Annotated in this window: 15 protein-coding genes; 9 read left to right on the top strand and 6 right to left on the bottom strand. The window is 44.3% G+C overall.

What is annotated here, in order from left to right; genetic code table 11:
* Positions 1-5: 5 nt before the first annotated feature.
* The 4 genes from rplP (at position 6) to MHN81_RS17410 (ending at position 1,716) form a co-directional block, all read left to right on the top strand.
* The gene (gene rplP, locus MHN81_RS17425; protein WP_023398454.1) at positions 6-419 is read left to right on the top strand and encodes a 50S ribosomal protein L16; all 414 of its coding nucleotides are present in this window, start codon (positions 6-8) and stop codon (positions 417-419) included.
* Positions 419-610, top strand: a complete 192-nt coding sequence (gene rpmC, locus MHN81_RS17420) for a 50S ribosomal protein L29 (RefSeq protein ID WP_023398453.1) — start codon at positions 419-421, stop codon at positions 608-610. Before rplP ends, rpmC begins: the two co-directional genes overlap by 1 nt.
* Positions 610-867, top strand: coding sequence for a 30S ribosomal protein S17 (gene rpsQ / locus MHN81_RS17415; RefSeq protein WP_023398452.1), 258 nt, complete (start codon positions 610-612; stop codon positions 865-867). The genes rpmC and rpsQ overlap by 1 nt, the downstream gene beginning before the upstream one ends.
* 159 nt (positions 868-1,026) lie before the next feature.
* Positions 1,027-1,716, top strand: coding sequence for a hypothetical protein (locus MHN81_RS17410; protein WP_239426311.1), 690 nt, complete (start codon positions 1,027-1,029; stop codon positions 1,714-1,716).
* 282 nt (positions 1,717-1,998) lie between these two features.
* Here the strand turns inward: MHN81_RS17410 and hemN are convergent, their stop codons facing one another.
* From hemN to MHN81_RS17395, 3 genes are all read right to left on the bottom strand, one after another.
* Entirely contained in the window at positions 1,999-3,369 is a 1,371-nt protein-coding gene (hemN, locus tag MHN81_RS17405) for an oxygen-independent coproporphyrinogen III oxidase (RefSeq protein ID WP_239426310.1), read from the bottom strand.
* Between the two features lie 123 nt (positions 3,370-3,492).
* On the bottom strand, positions 3,493-5,424 hold the full coding sequence (locus MHN81_RS17400; RefSeq protein WP_023398449.1) for a methyl-accepting chemotaxis protein: 1,932 nt from the start codon (positions 5,422-5,424) through the stop codon (positions 3,493-3,495).
* A gap of 331 nt (positions 5,425-5,755) precedes the next feature.
* A complete protein-coding gene (locus MHN81_RS17395) occupies positions 5,756-7,786 on the bottom strand; it encodes a methyl-accepting chemotaxis protein (RefSeq protein WP_239426309.1) in 2,031 nt (676 codons plus the stop codon).
* A gap of 255 nt (positions 7,787-8,041) precedes the next feature.
* Between MHN81_RS17395 and MHN81_RS17390 the strand changes: the two genes are divergently transcribed.
* Complete coding sequence (locus tag MHN81_RS17390; protein ID WP_023398447.1) at positions 8,042-8,806, top strand: NAD-dependent epimerase/dehydratase family protein; 765 nt, start codon at positions 8,042-8,044, stop codon at positions 8,804-8,806.
* 6 nt (positions 8,807-8,812) lie between these two features.
* On the opposite strand, the gene hutC is transcribed toward MHN81_RS17390, so the two are convergent.
* On the bottom strand, positions 8,813-9,523 hold the full coding sequence (gene hutC, locus MHN81_RS17385) for a histidine utilization repressor (RefSeq protein ID WP_023398446.1): 711 nt from the start codon (positions 9,521-9,523) through the stop codon (positions 8,813-8,815).
* 154 nt (positions 9,524-9,677) lie between these two features.
* Here hutC and hutI point away from each other — a divergent pair, with 154 nt between their 5' ends.
* Both hutI and MHN81_RS17375 read left to right on the top strand, forming a co-directional pair.
* Positions 9,678-10,859, top strand: coding sequence for an imidazolonepropionase (gene hutI / locus MHN81_RS17380; protein WP_239426324.1), 1,182 nt, complete (start codon positions 9,678-9,680; stop codon positions 10,857-10,859).
* Between the two features lie 20 nt (positions 10,860-10,879).
* A complete protein-coding gene (locus MHN81_RS17375) occupies positions 10,880-12,724 on the top strand; it encodes a GGDEF domain-containing phosphodiesterase (protein WP_239426308.1) in 1,845 nt (614 codons plus the stop codon).
* Here the strand turns inward: MHN81_RS17375 and MHN81_RS17370 are convergent.
* A complete protein-coding gene (locus MHN81_RS17370; protein ID WP_023398443.1) occupies positions 12,721-13,776 on the bottom strand; it encodes a formimidoylglutamase in 1,056 nt (351 codons plus the stop codon). The genes MHN81_RS17375 and MHN81_RS17370 overlap by 4 nt on opposite strands.
* Before the next feature lie 91 nt (positions 13,777-13,867).
* On the bottom strand, positions 13,868-14,371 hold the full coding sequence (rraA, locus tag MHN81_RS17365; protein WP_036975546.1) for a ribonuclease E activity regulator RraA: 504 nt from the start codon (positions 14,369-14,371) through the stop codon (positions 13,868-13,870).
* A gap of 157 nt (positions 14,372-14,528) precedes the next feature.
* Here rraA and MHN81_RS17360 point away from each other — a divergent pair, with 157 nt between their 5' ends.
* Both MHN81_RS17360 and MHN81_RS17355 read left to right on the top strand, forming a co-directional pair.
* Positions 14,529-15,053 carry a phosphatase PAP2 family protein gene (locus MHN81_RS17360; RefSeq protein ID WP_023398441.1) on the top strand — a complete coding sequence of 175 codons (525 nt, stop codon included), beginning with the start codon at positions 14,529-14,531 and terminating at the stop codon, positions 15,051-15,053.
* Positions 15,050-16,096 carry an MJ1255/VC2487 family glycosyltransferase gene (locus MHN81_RS17355; protein WP_023398440.1) on the top strand — a complete coding sequence of 349 codons (1,047 nt, stop codon included), beginning with the start codon at positions 15,050-15,052 and terminating at the stop codon, positions 16,094-16,096. The genes MHN81_RS17360 and MHN81_RS17355 overlap by 4 nt, the downstream gene beginning before the upstream one ends.
* Positions 16,097-16,133: the final 37 nt, after the last annotated feature.

Below are 16,133 nucleotides of genomic sequence, written 5' to 3'. Positions count from 1 at the left end.
GACTAATGTTACAGCCAAAACGTACAAAATTCCGCAAGGTACACAAAGGCCGCAACCGTGGTCTTGCTACTAGCGGTAACAAAGTTAGCTTCGGTTCTTTCGGCTTGAAAGCGACTGGCCGTGGCCGTATGACTGCTCGTCAAATCGAAGCAGCTCGTCGTGCTATGACGCGTCATATCAAGCGTCAAGGTAAAATCTGGATCCGTGTATTCCCAGATAAGCCAATTACAGAGAAACCGCTTGAAGTTCGTATGGGTAAAGGTAAAGGTTCTGTTGAATACTGGGTTGCTGAAATTCAGCCTGGTAAAGTACTTTACGAGATGGAAGGTGTTTCAGAAGAGCTTGCTCGTGAAGCATTCGACCTAGCTGCTCGTAAATTACCTTTCAAAACAACATTTGTAACTCGGACGGTAATGTAATGAAAGCTAGCGAATTAAAAGACAAAAGCGTAGAAGAGCTTAAAGCTGAACTTCTAGAGCTTCTTCGTGAGCAGTTCAACCTGCGCATGCAAGCGAGCACTGGTCAGCTAGCTCAAACTCACGAGCTGAGAAAAGTACGTCGCAATATTGCGCGTGTTAAAACGGTTATTAACCAGAAGGCAGGTGCATAATGAGCGATAAGATCCGTACTCTTCAAGGTCGTGTAGTTAGCGACAAAATGGACAAGTCAATCGTTGTTGCTATCGAGCGTCAGGTTAAACACCCGATCTACGGTAAATTCATCAAGCGTACAACTAAGTTGCACGCACATGATGAAAACAACACAGCACTAGCAGGTGACGTCGTGACTATTCGCGAATGTGCGCCAATCTCTAAGAAAAAATCTTGGACGCTAGTTGACGTGATTGAACGTCCTAAGAAAGCTTAATTTTTAATTAAGTTTACTTATTAAAACCCCGGCCTTGGCCGGGGTTTTTGTTTTTTAATGGCCGCTATATATCTCTAGCCAATCTCTTTAATCCACTTTGAACTTTCATCGAAAAAGCCCCTCCAAGCACCCAAGGCAATAAATTAAAGGAAATTATGAATGCGCTCTATAAGGGGGGCTGTGCTGGGGTCGCTGGCAATACACGGCGTGATTGGCTATATATTGTTTTCAGTAACACCACCATTACCTATCGCAAATCAAGAAAAGCCACTCAAAGTATATGTGGTGTCAATGGATGAACCGCGTAAACCAGTTATCGAGGCCGTTGATACTCACTTAAGTGAAGAGAACGTAAGTGAACCCATATCAGACAAGCAACCCATTATTTCAGCAGACGAGCCTGAGTATAACGCTCTTGAAAAGTCGCTAGAGCAGCCAGAAGCGGTGCAAATGCATGAAGCGCTTCAGCCAGAGAATCATCAAGATGCAAATGCTTCAAACAAAGTAAAAGTGTTCAAGTTTAACCCGCACAAAGGTATTCAGCAGCTTCAACAAAAAGAGCAAGAGGCTTATTTTGGCTCCAGGCAATTTGATACACAGGCAGGCGCACCGATAGAGCGAATGAAAACACCAAAAGCACACACTCAATTTTTGTCTGGAGAAACAGAAGAAATCTATCGTAGCCAAGGCAGGCGTCTAGTGAAATGGAAAGGTAAGTGCTATTTGTTTGAAGATACATCAGAGATGGCTCAAGCTGGCCTCCCTTCATCTTCTGGTAGGCCCTGCCCAGGTGAACTCTCAAATAATGAATCCCTTCTAAAACAATCCCTTGATAAATATCTAAAATGAGCAAAAAGAAAAGGTGAGTATAAGCTGAGATAACACACTTTAAGCCAGTAAAAGAGTGTGCCAAGGGGGAAGGGGTAATCAAACATCGACATAGCAGATTGCCAGTAGCCTTGTTATGTTTTAGCCCGATAGTATACAAGGAGTATGGCTAGGTTCATTGACAAGGCATGTGAATGAACTTGAAAGCAACTGGACGATGAGTGCTGTCAATTAACCAGTTTAGTGGCTCACAATTACAGAAAAACTGTAAAGCCCGCACAGAGTAAGGCGGGCTGCGTTGCTCTAAATGACACGTGAAAAACGGGTATTTTTAATCTGCTGTTGTAAATAGGCGTCAAAACACATACAGATGATCCGGATAAATAGTGTGCCTTTAGCTGTCACGGTGATGGTGTTTTGATTGTTGATAACAAGGCCATCTTTTTCTAATGGTGCAAGTGCGATACATGCGTGCTCAAAGTACTCATCGAAGTCGAGATTAAACTGCTCACTAATAGATGCTTTGTCTAGTTCAAAATGACAGATAAGTTGCTTGATAACTGCTGCTCTAATGAGGTCATCTTGAGTCAGTGATATCCCTTTACTGATAGCATTTCTTTGCTCTGAGACTGCATGATAATAAGGTTTTAACTCTTTTTCATTTTGTAATATGGCATTGCCAATCTGTGAAATAGACGACACACCCAAGCCTAATAAATCACAGTTGCCATGAGTGGTATAGCCTTGAAAGTTTCGGTGTAGTTGGCCTTCCCGTTGTGCAATAGCTAGCTCATCATCGTGTTTTGCAAAATGGTCCATACCAATGTACTGATATCCCGCTTGTGTCATGCACTCAAGAGTCGCTTTGAAGATCGTTAGCTTTTGCTCTGGCGTTGGCATATCTTGCTCTTTGAGCTTTCGCTGGGCTGCAAATCTGTCAGGCAAGTGCGCATAGTTAAAGAGAGAAACACGGTCTGGTGCCAGATCGATAAGCTGCGCTATAGTCGCTTGATAAGTTTCTGGGGTTTGGTGTGGCAAGCCGTATATCATGTCCATATTGATGGATTTAAAGCCGAGAGCTCGTGCTTGTTGCAAAACAGAGAGTACTTCGTCAATTTGCTGCGGGCGATTAACAGCAGCTTGTACTTCATCATTAAAGTCTTGAACGCCAAATGATACGCGGTTGAACCCCATTTCTTTCAGTGACACTAACATGCCATCTGCCAGCGAGCGAGGGTCTATTTCAATACCGCGTTGTGCAGTATGGGTAAAATCAAAGTGCTGTTCGAGGGCCGCAATGAGCCGTGCCATTTGAGCTGTGGTTAAAAAAGTCGGCGTACCTCCACCTAGGTGTAGTTGTTCGACATGATAGTCCTTAAACAATGGCGCTTGTGCCTCGATTTCTTGAACGAGATGATCAAGATAAACATCGGCTTTTGACTGATGGCGGGTAATAATCTTATTGCAGCCACAGTAGTAACATAGCTGATGACAAAAAGGGATATGGATATACAGCGACAACGCACGATTAGATGAATTGGCAATGGCGTTGGTCATTGCAGTTTGGTCATATCCGGAGGTCAATGATAAAGCGGTGGGGTAAGAGGTATATCTTGGACCAGAAATATTATACTTCTGGATCAGGGAATCTTCCCAATGAGGTAGTTTAATCACGATCGCACTCAAATAATATTACACTTGCTCAGTATAGGTGTTACTACATAAGCAGAGTTTGATCTGACGCAATGGGGTGATTATTAGGCAATACAGAAGGGTCCTGTATTGCCTAAAAGCGCGCTAAAGTTGGTAACGCTTGGCCGTGGCAGCGAGATCCTCGGCTAGTGTGGCAAGCACAGTTGCATCATTGGACGCTTTTTCTGCGCCTTGCGCCGTTTCTTTTGCTGTCCCGGTGACATCACGAACCCCTTGGGAGACCTGCTGTGTTACGGCATTTTGCTGTTCGGTGGCACTGGCTATTTGGATACTCATATCACGGATCGCGATAACAGAGTCTGACACTTGCTGTAAAGTTTGTCCCGCTTGGTGAATTTGATCAGCAGTGGTTTCAGCATTATCGACATTACTTCCCATGAGCTCTACAGAACGCTGTGCTTCTTGTTGAAGCCTAGAGATCATGGCTTGAATCTCTTCTGTACTTTGCTGTGTGCGACTTGCTAGGCTACGTACCTCATCAGCCACTACCGCAAATCCGCGGCCTTGCTCTCCGGCTCTGGCCGCTTCAATGGCAGCATTGAGTGCAAGCAAGTTGGTTTGATCTGCAATACCACGGATGACATCAAGGATAGATCCTACCGATTGGGTTTCTTCAGCAAGTTTTGAAATGGTTTGGCTGACATTGTCAATGTCTGCTTTTAATGTAGTGATTGAAGTCGTTGTTTGTGCGACAGCATTTAGTCCATGCTGTGAAGACTCTTCCGCGGCTGTCGCTGTATCCGCAGCAGATTGGGTACTTTGGGTTATATCTGATACGGTCTGAGCCATCTCATCCATTGCTCTATCGGTACTTTCTAACTGCGCCATTTGTTGCTCAGCACCTTGCATTGCCTGTGTTGTGATAGCACTCATATTGTGTGCTGTCGCAGTCAACGTGTCTGTGGATTGGTGGATCTGTTCGATAAATGTCCGCAGATTCGACACCATTTCTGACATCGCTTGGTAAATACCGCTATTGGTTTGGCTTTGATCGAAGTGAACAGTCAGATCGCCCGTGGCAATCTTTCTTGCCATAGCTTCAATTTCTCGCGGCTCTCCACCAATTGGCAGTTTGATAATTCGGCTAATAAACCAGCTAAAAAATACGCCACAGACAATGATAAGCAACGCGAGTGTGATGACAATAAACTTGGCATTGGCGCTGGCTGCTTGCACTATTGGCCCTAACTCATCTTGTGATGCTTTGATATCTAATTTGATATTTTCAACTTGGGCTGCGACGTCTGGGCCGATTTTATCCAGTGACTGAGTTATTTCCGTATTACGTTTGATGATGACCTGATAAACCTCTTCTAGCCCAGCTTGATAAGCTTCTAAAGGGGTAATAAAGCGCTGATATTGACCTGTTTGAGATTGTTGCAGCAATTGTGTTGCTTGCGTGTTTAACCTATTTAGTGTGTCTGTCGCCATTTGGTAATCCCGCTCAGCATTGGCGACTAAAAACTGGTTTGTGGATAATCGGCCTTGCTGCAGCAAGCTTCGCAGCGCACTGATTTTATTTACTTCTTCAATGGACTGCGCGTTATCCATCATGGTGCGTAGTTGATTATCCAGCTCTGGTCCTTGTTTATTCAACGTACTGTTAACTATTTGGTGGCGACGCTCATATAATGTGATAACTTGTCTAAAGCTGCGTTCATATCGTTCTATTTGTTTTTGGCTATCAGTGATGATGCTGAGTTGAGAGGTGTCAGAATATTGGGCTTGGGCTTTATCGAGTAGCGTTTCTAGTAATTCTAATCGCTGGTCAAATTGGGCGATATTTGCATCGCTTTGATGCTTTAAGTATTTAATGGCTTGTAATCTTACCTCCAGTAAATTCGCTTGAATACGTCCAGCTAAATTGCTGTCCCTTGCTTTGGTACGGTATTCGACAAAATTATTGTATCCGCTGCTCAATCCCCAATAAGCCGTAATAGAGAGTACGATTATCATCAATATCATTACGCCAAAGGCGCCGTTAAGTTGTTGGCTTAAACGCCAGTTTTTTATCATATAACACCCTACAAGCTCGCACGAGCTATGAGTTTAATTGCATAAAGGTAACAAATGGTTCTTTTAAATATACTTAATTTTCTAGTATTTTATTATTAATTTGGCGAAAAAAAATACCCAAGTAAAGGTTTGAGGGTGAAATTGTTTGATTGTGATCAACAGTCTCATCTAATTCCTTAACTGCTGATAACTAATGATATTTGTTGCAATAGGCGAGATAACAAGTTGTTTTTGCTTGTAAATTGAGCAAGTTTGCTGTGTTGCAATATGAGAAAAATTGAAGTGATTTTGGTACGACACCATGTTGTGTCGTACCAAAACTTTTTGGAGATTAAAGTTTAAATTGATTTACTGTGGCATTAAGTGCTTTGGCTAAATCGTTTAAGTCTCTTGCCTCATCAGCTAATAGGTGCGCATGGTTGGCTGTACTATTCACTAGATCATTAATAGAGTTAAGGCTATTGTTGATGTCTTCAGCTACCACCGTCTGCTCTTCCGTAGAGGTTGCGATTTGATGGCTCTGGTCTTGTACAGTATTAACCGAATCTGTGATATTGCGTAATGCGTCTAACACTTCTTGTGTCTGTTCCACAGAGCTTTGTGCTCGTTCTTGACCTTGCTGCATCATGGTTGATGCCTGCTGCGCAATTTGCTGCAGTCGTGAGATCATATTTCGAATATCATCTGTCGACTCCTGTGTTCTGCTCGCAAGACTTCTCACTTCATCGGCAACCACAGCAAAGCCTCGACCTTGTTCTCCGGCACGGGCAGCCTCAATGGCAGCGTTTAGGGCGAGTAAGTTAGTTTGTTCTGCAATGCCGTTAATGACGTCAATAACAGCGCCAATATTACTGGTTTCTTGTTCTAACCCCGCTACGACTTTTGCTGCATCCCCGATGTGGCTGGCCAGTTCAGTCATCACCTCTTGTGCTTGACTCGAACGCTGTGAGCCATCATTTGTCATGGATTGTACAAGATCTGAAGCACGGTTAGTTTCGTGGGCATTGCGAGAGATTTCGGTAACGGTTGCAGCCATCTCGGTCACAGCCGCTGACACACTATCAACCTGTTCTTTTTCTTGCTGTATCTCAGCATTGGTATTGTTTGAGACATCGCGTAATTGGGCCGATGCACCACTTAATTGTTCGGCTTGCGCTGCGGTATCAATCATCATCGAACGTAGCTTGTCGATAAAGGTGTTCATGTGCATGGCTAATTGACCCACTTCGTCCTGACTTGAAATATTGATACGACGCGTTAAGTCGCCTTCACCAGATGCAATGTCACGCATCGTGTCAGTCAGGGTAATAATGGGGCGAGTGATCATTTGCGCGGCGAGTAAAATCATCGCGACAATGATAGATAAAATCACAATCACAGCAGTTACCGTGCTCATGACAGCCTCATTGACTGGCTCGTCAATCAGGCTTACCGGTATCAAAATACCGACATGCCAGTCAAGTACTGGGGTATCTAGTTTTACACTATTGAACACCACGTAGTACTCTTGGCCCTGTAGGGTTACTGTGGCAGTGCCATCGTCCTGTCTGTCAATAAGGCGGGTTAACTCTGTAAAGCCGCTGGTATCTTGGAATTGCTGCTCAAGGCCTGCTAAACCTTCTTTACCTCGTGGTCCTGCGTCAGTTGTAGACAAATTATGGCCGGTACGCTTGGATAGGTGAACGACTTTTAATTCATTATCTAGTAGAAAGCCGTAGCCCTCGCCGTCGAACTGAATATCTTCGACCATGGCGCTAATTTTGTTTATCTGTAAGTCTACGCCACCTACCGCGACTAATTCACCTTGTTTATTATAAATAGGTTGTTGTACGACGGCTGAAACATCCCCTGTGTTGATATCAACTGAGAGTGCGCCAACATAGAGCTTGCCGTGATTCAAAGCGTCTTGCCACCAAGGGCGTTTGTAGGCGTAATAAGGGCGTCCATCGGCGAAATTAGACGTACGCTCATTTTCTTTGAAATATTCACCGGTTCTGGCTGAGGCCATGAAAGCTGAAAGAATATTTTCGTCGCTTTGGCTGATGCGTTGAAAGTCTTCATTTACTTCGCTGTAGCCTTTATCTCCTGCGAGGTTTTGTTCCCTAACAGAATAATTGTCAAACCAATTCACGTTGTGCGGATTGGTTACGAATGTGCCAACTACTTTGCCGTATTGGGCGAAAAAAGATTCCATAGACAACTTTTCAGAGTAGATATAACTCTGTGCTTCGCGCTCGATACCTTGACGCGATATTGTTGCGATATGATTAACAAAATAAGTAGAAGCCAGCATAAGTAGCACAGAGATTGTGCCGCCGATTAAGATGAGAATTTTTTTACGAAGAGATAAGTTTTCAAACATGACATATTCTTTTTATTGGGACAGCGCTAACATAATAAAACCATATCTCAATTGATAGATCTACCTAATTTACACGGAGTGTGAGCAAGGCGAGACATGGGTATTTATCATATCGCTCCAACAAAAATAAAAAAATAGTAAAGAATCATCAAATTGCAGTTGCAAATTTATAACCTAAAGCTGAGGAAATGCCGATAGCGTTTTTCATCATGCTGTACTAACATTATGACCCAATATAGGTAAAATTAAGAAAATATGATGAATAATAAGTTGGTCGTTTTAGGGGCTGGGTGGTTAGGCAACGCCCTAGTACACAGCGCCAAATCTTGCGGTTGGGATGTTCAAGCGACGCGAAGACAGGCAGATGCTACAGCGGATATCCAAGCCTTTTGTGTTACTGATACTAAACTTCATCATTCACTCTCGCTAACCGATGCTTATTGGGTGTGCGCCATTCCCCCGCGCATGCGCCAAAGCGACAGCCATTATTTAGAAACTTTAACGTGCGCACTCGAAGCGGCAAAATCAATGCGGTGCAAAGGGTTTTTACTGTGCTCATCAACAGCTGTATATGGGAATGAAGCAGGCACATTTGATGAGCAAGCGCCACTGGCTGCACAAGATTCAAAACGGCAGCAGATATTACAAAGTGCGGAGCAAATGGTACTAGCACAAAACGGCAAAGTCGCGCGTTTGGCTGGTTTAGTAGGCCCAGGTAGAGAGCCGGGTCGTTTTATAGCTGGTAAACATTTATCAAGCTCTGCCCATGCTACGGTTAATATGGTGCATCAACAAGATGTTGTAGAAGGGATCATGTGTCTTTTGACAAGTTGGCATGCTGCACAGTCAATCTACAATTTGTGCCATCCCTCTCATCCTACGAAGCAGCAATATTATCAAGGCCATTGTGAGGCCTATGGCAGTGAGCTTCCAAACTTTGCCAGTGACGAGGTTGTGTCTAGAGTTATCGATGGCGCAGCGATCACTGAACTGGGCTTTCAATATCGTCATATGATTTGAGCGCCTTCACTTTTTGAACGTGAGGTGTCCACCAAGGCGGTATTTACTACCAGGGGATATAAGCCGTGCAAAGCTGACGATCCCTTGTGAGGACCATGTTCTTCTGATCATCTGTAGGCATGGCTCTTCGTTAAACATGTTCAGCCATTGGCAGACTTCTTCATTGGGCATAATGGCCTCAACAGTATGGCGAGCTTCAGTGAGCGGGGCAACATGAGTCAAATATTCATGAGGCGTCAAAGTGGTAAAGTTCTGTTGTAAATACTGTGGCGCAAGTGCCGGGTTAACAAAACGTTCTTCAACTTGAATAGGCTCTTCATTTTCGTGGTGAACAATAACACTGCGATAGACTTGACTGTCTATCTCTACACCCAACGCGATTGCAATTGGCGCGATAGCAGACATTGACTCTAGTGATAAAACAACACAACTATAGTTGCCACCACGCTCTTCAACCTCATCAGCGATATTGCGGATCTCTAGCAGTGAAGACTGAGATTTGAGACTCGCCACAAAAGTCCCCAACCCTTGGCTGCGGGTGAGCACGCCATCTTCGGTTAACTCGCTCAGCGCGCGTCTTGCGGTCATACGACTTACTTTAAATTGATCGGATAGCTCATTTTCAGAGGGCACGCGTTGATGTTCCTGCCAAGTTCCAGCGCGAATTTGATCGATAATGTGTTGTTTAATTTGTGCAAACTTAGGTTGTTCTGTCACTGTCTGCTACCGTGTAATAAAAGCTTATTCATAAAGGTGGCATAGCTATCTTGTATATACAAGTATTCTTGCTAAACTTGTATCAATTTTCTCTAACTGAGTGTAGACAGTGATTGAAGTAGATTTAGTAATAACTGATGCAAATATAGCCACAATGGACGATCAAGTCACAGGCGCTTATGGCATCATAGAAAATGCCGCAATAATGATAAAAGGCGACACCATTGTTTGGTTAGGCAAAGGGTCTGAGATGCCTGAGTTTGATGTACTTGCAACGCCTGTTACATCGGCTAAAGGGGCTTGGTTGACGCCAGGACTGATCGATTGTCATACCCATATTTTATTTGCTGGCTCGCGCGCGGAGGAATTTGAAAAGCGTTTAAATGGGGTTTCTTATCAGCAAATTGCTGAACAAGGTGGCGGTATTGCCACTACGGTAAAGGCAACGAGGCTGGCCTCTAAAGAAGAGCTTTTTGTTGTTGCAAAACAGCGCCTAAATGCATTGCTCAAAGAAGGGGTAACAACCGTAGAGAGCAAGTCTGGTTATGGTCTAGATACAGAAAGCGAGCTTAAATTACTCGAAGTAAACCAGATATTAGATGACCATCACCCAATTCAAATTCAAAGCACCTTTTTAGGCGCACATGCATTACCGCCTGAATATAAAGGGAATAGTGATGGTTATATCGATCTTGTTTGCGATGAAATGCTACCGCTAGTTGCACAGCGAGGTTTGGCTGATGCAGTTGATGTCTTTTGTGAAAATGTCGGATTCAGCCACACTCAAACAAAACGTGTTTTCGAACGTGCAACGGAATTGGGTTTAAAGGTTAAGTGTCATGCAGAGCAACTCTCAAATCAACATGGCAGTGAGTTAGTTGCTGAATTTGGTGGGCTATCAGCCGACCATATCGAATACCTAGATGAGCGCGGTGTGATAGCAATGGCGAAATCAGGCACTGTGGCTGTGATTTTACCTGGTGCGTTTTACTTCCTCAGAGAGACGCAACACCCTCCGATAGAGTTGCTGCGCAAGCATCAGGTACCGATTGCAATTGCCAGTGATTTTAATCCAGGCACTGCACCTCTATGCTCGTTACGTCTAATGCTGAATATGGCGTGTACTCTATTTAAAATGACGCCAGAAGAGTCGTTGTTAGGTGTTACTAGACACGCCGCAAAAGCGCTTGGGCTTTCTGACAGGGGTGTATTGAAAGTCGGCGCTAAAGCAGATATCGCAATGTGGCAAATCCAGCATCCCGCTGAATTAAGTTACCAGTTTGGCGTAAACGATCTGTTAAATCTGTGGATATCGGGTAGACTTACTCAATATTAAAGGTCAGTAGTGGTCGTGTGATGGCTAAATTTTCGTTGATAAAATATCTCTTTATATTGCTCAATATGTGTTGGGTATTTCCAACTTGGGGAGCAACGAAACTAGCTGATCTCTCACTACATACCGTCATATACTCACCGCTAGCGGTGGCATTTTACGCAGGGGTGGTGGTGAGCTTGAGCTTAGTTGCCATCGCGCGTTCACATTTTGCTGTCAATCGTATTCTTCACGCGCTACTTGGTGCCACAGGGCTGGCTATACTCGCTTCAGTGGGTGATATCGCACTGTACGTTTTGGTGGCCATTTTACTAGTGCATATATGGCAAAGTGATAAGCTGGGTCAAGGCCGTCATATTGTGATCTGTGCACTGTGTGCCGTTGCAGCGACCTTATTGACTGTCAGTCATTTTTGGTGGCATTTACCAAGTGTTTATGTGGTTTTAACTCTGCTTCCTGTGTTTATCAGCGAATTATTTCTTGAGGTACCGCGACTAGAAGACAGAGCCCCTATGGAGTCTAACTTAGACTCCAATGCAGATATATTGGGTCTGCCTGATAGAGCGGGTATCCGAGAAGCATTTAATGAGTATCGAGCACGTGAGCCTGGCACTGCTATGTTGGTGATGGTGAGACTTGAAGGGTTTCAACAAGTTAACTTTCACCTTGGTCGTGAGTTTGGTGACTTGTTGCTCGCGCAATCCGCAAATCGCATGAAACAACATTTGCAATGCCACGATATTATGCCCATTGCGATGGGCAATGATGTTGAGCGATTGGCGCACCTCGGTGGATTACACTTTGTATTTGTGTGTGGCCTAGCCCACCAACAGCATCTTCACGAGCATTTATGTGCAGAAATAATCGAGAGTACATTAAAACCGTTCAATGTTGGTAACTGTATTATTGAGGTCAGTGCAAGGGCAAGTTATGTCAACTGTGATGAAGAGTTGGGTCAATTTGATGAGCTGCTTACTTGTGTGTTTTTAGCGCTGGATAGCAGTCCGGACAAAACCATCGCACCTTATCAGCAAAAAATGCAAATCGATAGATTAGAGCAACAAGCACGATTGGCGGAGCTCGCGCATATTGACTTTAAAAATGAGCTAGAGCTGTATTTTCAACCGATCGTTAGAAACAGTGACGGCGATATCGAGTATGTTGAGCTACTTTTGCGCTGGCAGCACCCCAAGCAGGGGATCTTGGCTGCGAGTAAGTTCATCGAAGATATTCGTATTGCTGGACTGGCATTGCCATTGGCGCAGTATGTTATTGAGCGTGCCGCTGAAATCGCACTGGCGCTAAGGGTTGAAGGGATCCAAATGCCACTTGGTATCAATTTGTTTGGGCCTGAGATGTTGCATGAAGAGTTTATCGAGTTTGTTGATCGAATTTTGGTCGAACATCAGCTGATGCCGCAAGATATTATCATTGAGTGCCCATCACAGATGTTTACCACACTTGATCAACAAGGTGTCGCGATGGTGGCTAGATTGCGCACTATGGGTGTGAAGCTCTGTGTAGATGGTTTTGGAGAATCTCCATTGTTATTGGCAAAGCTGCCAAAATTAGAAGTGGATTATGTGAAACTTGGGCGTTCATTGACTACGCCGAATCAGAGCCAAGGGAACTTTAAGGCTGTGGTGCGTGGCATCGTTGAAATGCAGAACGTACAAGAATGTAAGGTGATATGCGAAGGAGTGGAGTCTCAAGAGCAGTTGCAGTTTGCCCAAAACCTCAATGCTTTTGCTGCACAGGGCTATTTATTTACGCGGCCTCTGAGTAGTATCGGCATGATCAGTTGGCTGAAGCAGTGGCGTTGGGAGCACCCCATTGGAGATAGTCCCAACACCTCAGATGCGAGTTAATTTTGTCTCGCTTTTAAATAGCTACATACTAGACCGGACAATACTTGCCCCGCCTCGATATGTCCTTGAGCAGCCCCCTGAGGGTGATTTTTTGGTGCAGCTTCGCACAGATGCAAATAGTGTGTATTTGCTTGTTTGGCACTCAGGTAAACAAAGTGCTCTGCATCATTAACGCTGAAGCCACAATTGGTATATGCACTGACAGGCATCCCTGAAATAGCATCGACATCCACCTCAATACCAAGGGGAAGATTTGGATCAAAACGCGTAGTTGCAACCTTAATAGCATCGGTGAGTGATGTGTTGCGAGATACTAAGATGTCTTGGTATGTAGTATAAGTGAACCCTGCACTTTGTAATGAAGCAACGATGGTGTCATTGTTTTTCTGTTCATGCATACCGACAACGTGATAATCAGCAAGGTAACCTGCATGATGTGCGTAACTAAACCCGTTACCTGAATGTCTGCCTTCAATGGCTCTAAAGTCAGCGTGGGGGTCAAAATTTATTGCCTGACATTGTTTCTGTTGACTGTGTGACAGTGCTTGCAACAGGCCAAAGCTGTTGTTATGTCCGCCACCTATCACGATTGGTTCAAGTCCGGCATCAAATATGGCTTTTAGCACAGCACTGACACGCACATCCAATTCTTCACACAATACTCTAAGTTGAGTGAGGTCGGCATTAATGTTGTTATCTAGCGCCTCACTTTGTTGTTGTAGATCTTCGGTGATGACCTCTCCCAGTAACAACACATTGCTGGGAGTGAGAAACTGATTACAAGGTAAATTTAAAAAGCGCTTTAAAAACGCATGCCAGCCATCTGTTGCTCCACCGTTACCGCAATTACCGCGCGGTCCTATGTCTTCGTTGATGGCAACGAGGACATATTTGATACCAAACTCGGCGGCATCTTTTAGTGCTTCAGGCAGCGGGGATTGCGACTTTAAAAAAGACAATGATTGCCAAAATCGTGTTTCGTTTTCTCGTGTAGCTGTGTATTCGCTGATGTTTGATTCGTTATAAATCTTGATCCAGTTATGTGCAGTCATGGTGTTTCAGGTATTAAAAGCAGGTTAGGGTAAACAGCGCCAAGCCATTACGCGTTATGCGCAGTGGCTCGGTGATGGTCTTAATTAGTGGTTAGGCGTCGTCTTCGTCTACTTCGAGCAATAACTCTTCAGCTGAAATAACGATACCAGTCGAGTCTGCGTACAGGAAATCATCATCAAAGAAAGAGACACCTGCAAAATTGACAGGGATGCCTTGTACGCCCGTGCCCTCGCTGTCTGCGCCGACAGGAATAGATGCAATGGCTTGAATGCCAAGCTCACATTCTTCGAGCTCTTCGACATGACGTACTGCGCCGTATACGACGATGCCTTGCCAGTTGTTCTCCAAGGCAAGCTCAGCGAGATCAATGTCAATTAAGGCGCGTCGTGTAGAGCCTCCACCATCAATCAATAAAACTTTACCAGTTCCATCTTGTTGCAGTACTTCGGCGATCATTTCGTTGTTTTCGAAACATTTCACCGTTTTTATACGACCACAAAAGGCATGTTGTCCGCCAAAGTTAATAAACATTGGCTCAAGTACGTCAATGGCATCGGCGAAGTGATCACACAGATCAGACGTGCTGTAATCCATCATAGTATCCTCAGAGAATGGCTAAACTGTTGTCAGTATACTCCCATTGAGAAGCTGCGCAATGCTTTGAATAAACTTACATAATTGTGTCACAAAAATGTCGCGGTATTGTTATTAAGCTCTTCTATGCTGAAATTGTGAACAAATGTAAGCAACTATGATGAAAGCACAAATAATTAAACTAGACACGGCGCTCTATTTTGCACTGTACAAGCCAAAACGGCGAAAATGGTTTAACTGGTTGATGTTAATGCTGTCTAAAAGTGGCAACGGCGGTCTATACGTCATTTTGGCATTATTAAATGGTTACTTTATGGGCAGTGATGGTAGCGCATTTGTACAAATGGTACTGGTTGCGTTTGCCATAGAGCGGCCATTGTATTTTGTGATGAAAAAGCACTTTGCCAGAATAAGACCGTGCGATTGTTTGGCTGTTAAGGCAATGCTTACACCCAGTGATAAGTTTAGTTTGCCCTCGGGACATAGCGCAGGTGCGTGGTTGTACGCAACGTGCCTGATTGATGTTTACCCGGTATTGACCATCCCTCTGCTGATATGGGCGGCAGGAGTTTCGTTGTCACGCGTTTTGGTTGGAGTGCATTATCCAATAGATGTTGTGCTCGGCGCAGTGATGGGCAGTGGGTGCGCATTATTGGCCATCGGCATTTTAGGAGAGTTATGAGAATATTATATGGGATCCAAGGGACGGGCAATGGCCACATTACACGTGCGCGTGTGATGGCGGAATGTTTTACCAAACTCGGAATTGATGTTGATTATTTGTTTTCCGGAAGGGATGCTAACCAGTACTTTGATATGGGGGTATTTGGTCAATATCAGGTGAGACGCGGGCTAAGCTTTATTACCAAAGGCGGCAAACTAAATTATCAAGAAACCGTAAAGCAGCTTAAACTTGGCACCTTTTTACGCGATGTTCGGCAGCTGGATATTAAGCAATATGATCTTGTGTTCAACGACTTTGAACCTGTGTCCGCATGGGCTGCCAAATTGGCGAAAGTGCCTGTTGTCGCGATGAGCCATCAAGCGGCATTTTTATCTCCAGAAGTGCCTTTATTTGGCGCAGGTTTTATGGAACGAGCTTTGATCCGCTGGTTTGCGCCTGCAAATGTGCATTTAGGGGTGCATTGGCAACCTTTTGCAAAAAATATTTTGCCGCCTTTTATCGCATTTCATGGTAATCAAACCGTATCAATTGCGAACAAAATACTGGTTTACCTGCCTTTCGAAGATCTGAATAGCATTGTTGAATTGCTTGGGGATTTTCCTGATAGAGAATTTTATTGTTATCACCCTGATGCGGTTGATCAGTCGATCAATCATATTCATTTGCGCGCGCCGTCCAGAACGGGGTTTTTAGAAGATCTGACAAGTGCATCTGGGGTAGTTGCCAATGCAGGGTTTGAGCTTTCTAGCGAGGCGCTCAAGTTTGGCAAGAAGTTATTATTGAAACCTTTACAAGGACAATTCGAACAATTAAGTAATGCTATGACGCTGCAGTCATTAGGCTTGGCTGAGGTGATGAACTATCTAAATTCCGAAGCGTTGGGGGAATGGTTGGAACATCCAGAGGGGCAAATGATCGATTTTCCTTCAGATGCGACGCCGCTGGCAAAGTGGCTTGCAAAAGGCCAATGGCAAGATTACGGCAGTTTACATGACAGTTTGTGGCAACCAATCCTCTATAATAGGAACAAAGTTGCATAGCATGTGAAAAACATGAAATATTTTTGATTAAACTTGT

The sequence above is a fragment of the Pseudoalteromonas sp. Of7M-16 genome (assembly GCF_022347805.1).
Lineage (GTDB): Bacteria > Pseudomonadota > Gammaproteobacteria > Enterobacterales > Alteromonadaceae > Pseudoalteromonas > Pseudoalteromonas luteoviolacea_F.
This window is presented reverse-complemented; position numbering and strand designations above follow the sequence as displayed.

Bases quoted from the DNA above. Each gene is read 5' to 3' on its own strand.
- rplP (WP_023398454.1), top strand. From the start codon at position 6: ATGTTACAGCCAAAACGTACAAAATTCCGCAAGGTACACAAAGGCCGC.
- rpmC (WP_023398453.1), top strand. From the start codon at position 419: ATGAAAGCTAGCGAATTAAAAGACAAAAGCGTAGAAGAGCTTAAAGCT.
- rpsQ (WP_023398452.1), top strand. From the start codon at position 610: ATGAGCGATAAGATCCGTACTCTTCAAGGTCGTGTAGTTAGCGACAAA.
- MHN81_RS17410 (WP_239426311.1), top strand. From the start codon at position 1,027: ATGCGCTCTATAAGGGGGGCTGTGCTGGGGTCGCTGGCAATACACGGC.
- MHN81_RS17400 (WP_023398449.1), bottom strand. From the start codon at position 5,424: ATGATAAAAAACTGGCGTTTAAGCCAACAACTTAACGGCGCCTTTGGC.
- MHN81_RS17395 (WP_239426309.1), bottom strand. From the start codon at position 7,786: ATGTTTGAAAACTTATCTCTTCGTAAAAAAATTCTCATCTTAATCGGC.
- MHN81_RS17390 (WP_023398447.1), top strand. From the start codon at position 8,042: ATGATGAATAATAAGTTGGTCGTTTTAGGGGCTGGGTGGTTAGGCAAC.
- hutI (WP_239426324.1), top strand. From the start codon at position 9,678: ATGGACGATCAAGTCACAGGCGCTTATGGCATCATAGAAAATGCCGCA.
- MHN81_RS17375 (WP_239426308.1), top strand. From the start codon at position 10,880: ATGGCTAAATTTTCGTTGATAAAATATCTCTTTATATTGCTCAATATG.
- MHN81_RS17370 (WP_023398443.1), bottom strand. From the start codon at position 13,776: ATGACTGCACATAACTGGATCAAGATTTATAACGAATCAAACATCAGC.
- rraA (WP_036975546.1), bottom strand. From the start codon at position 14,371: ATGGATTACAGCACGTCTGATCTGTGTGATCACTTCGCCGATGCCATT.
- MHN81_RS17360 (WP_023398441.1), top strand. From the start codon at position 14,529: ATGATGAAAGCACAAATAATTAAACTAGACACGGCGCTCTATTTTGCA.
- MHN81_RS17355 (WP_023398440.1), top strand. From the start codon at position 15,050: ATGAGAATATTATATGGGATCCAAGGGACGGGCAATGGCCACATTACA.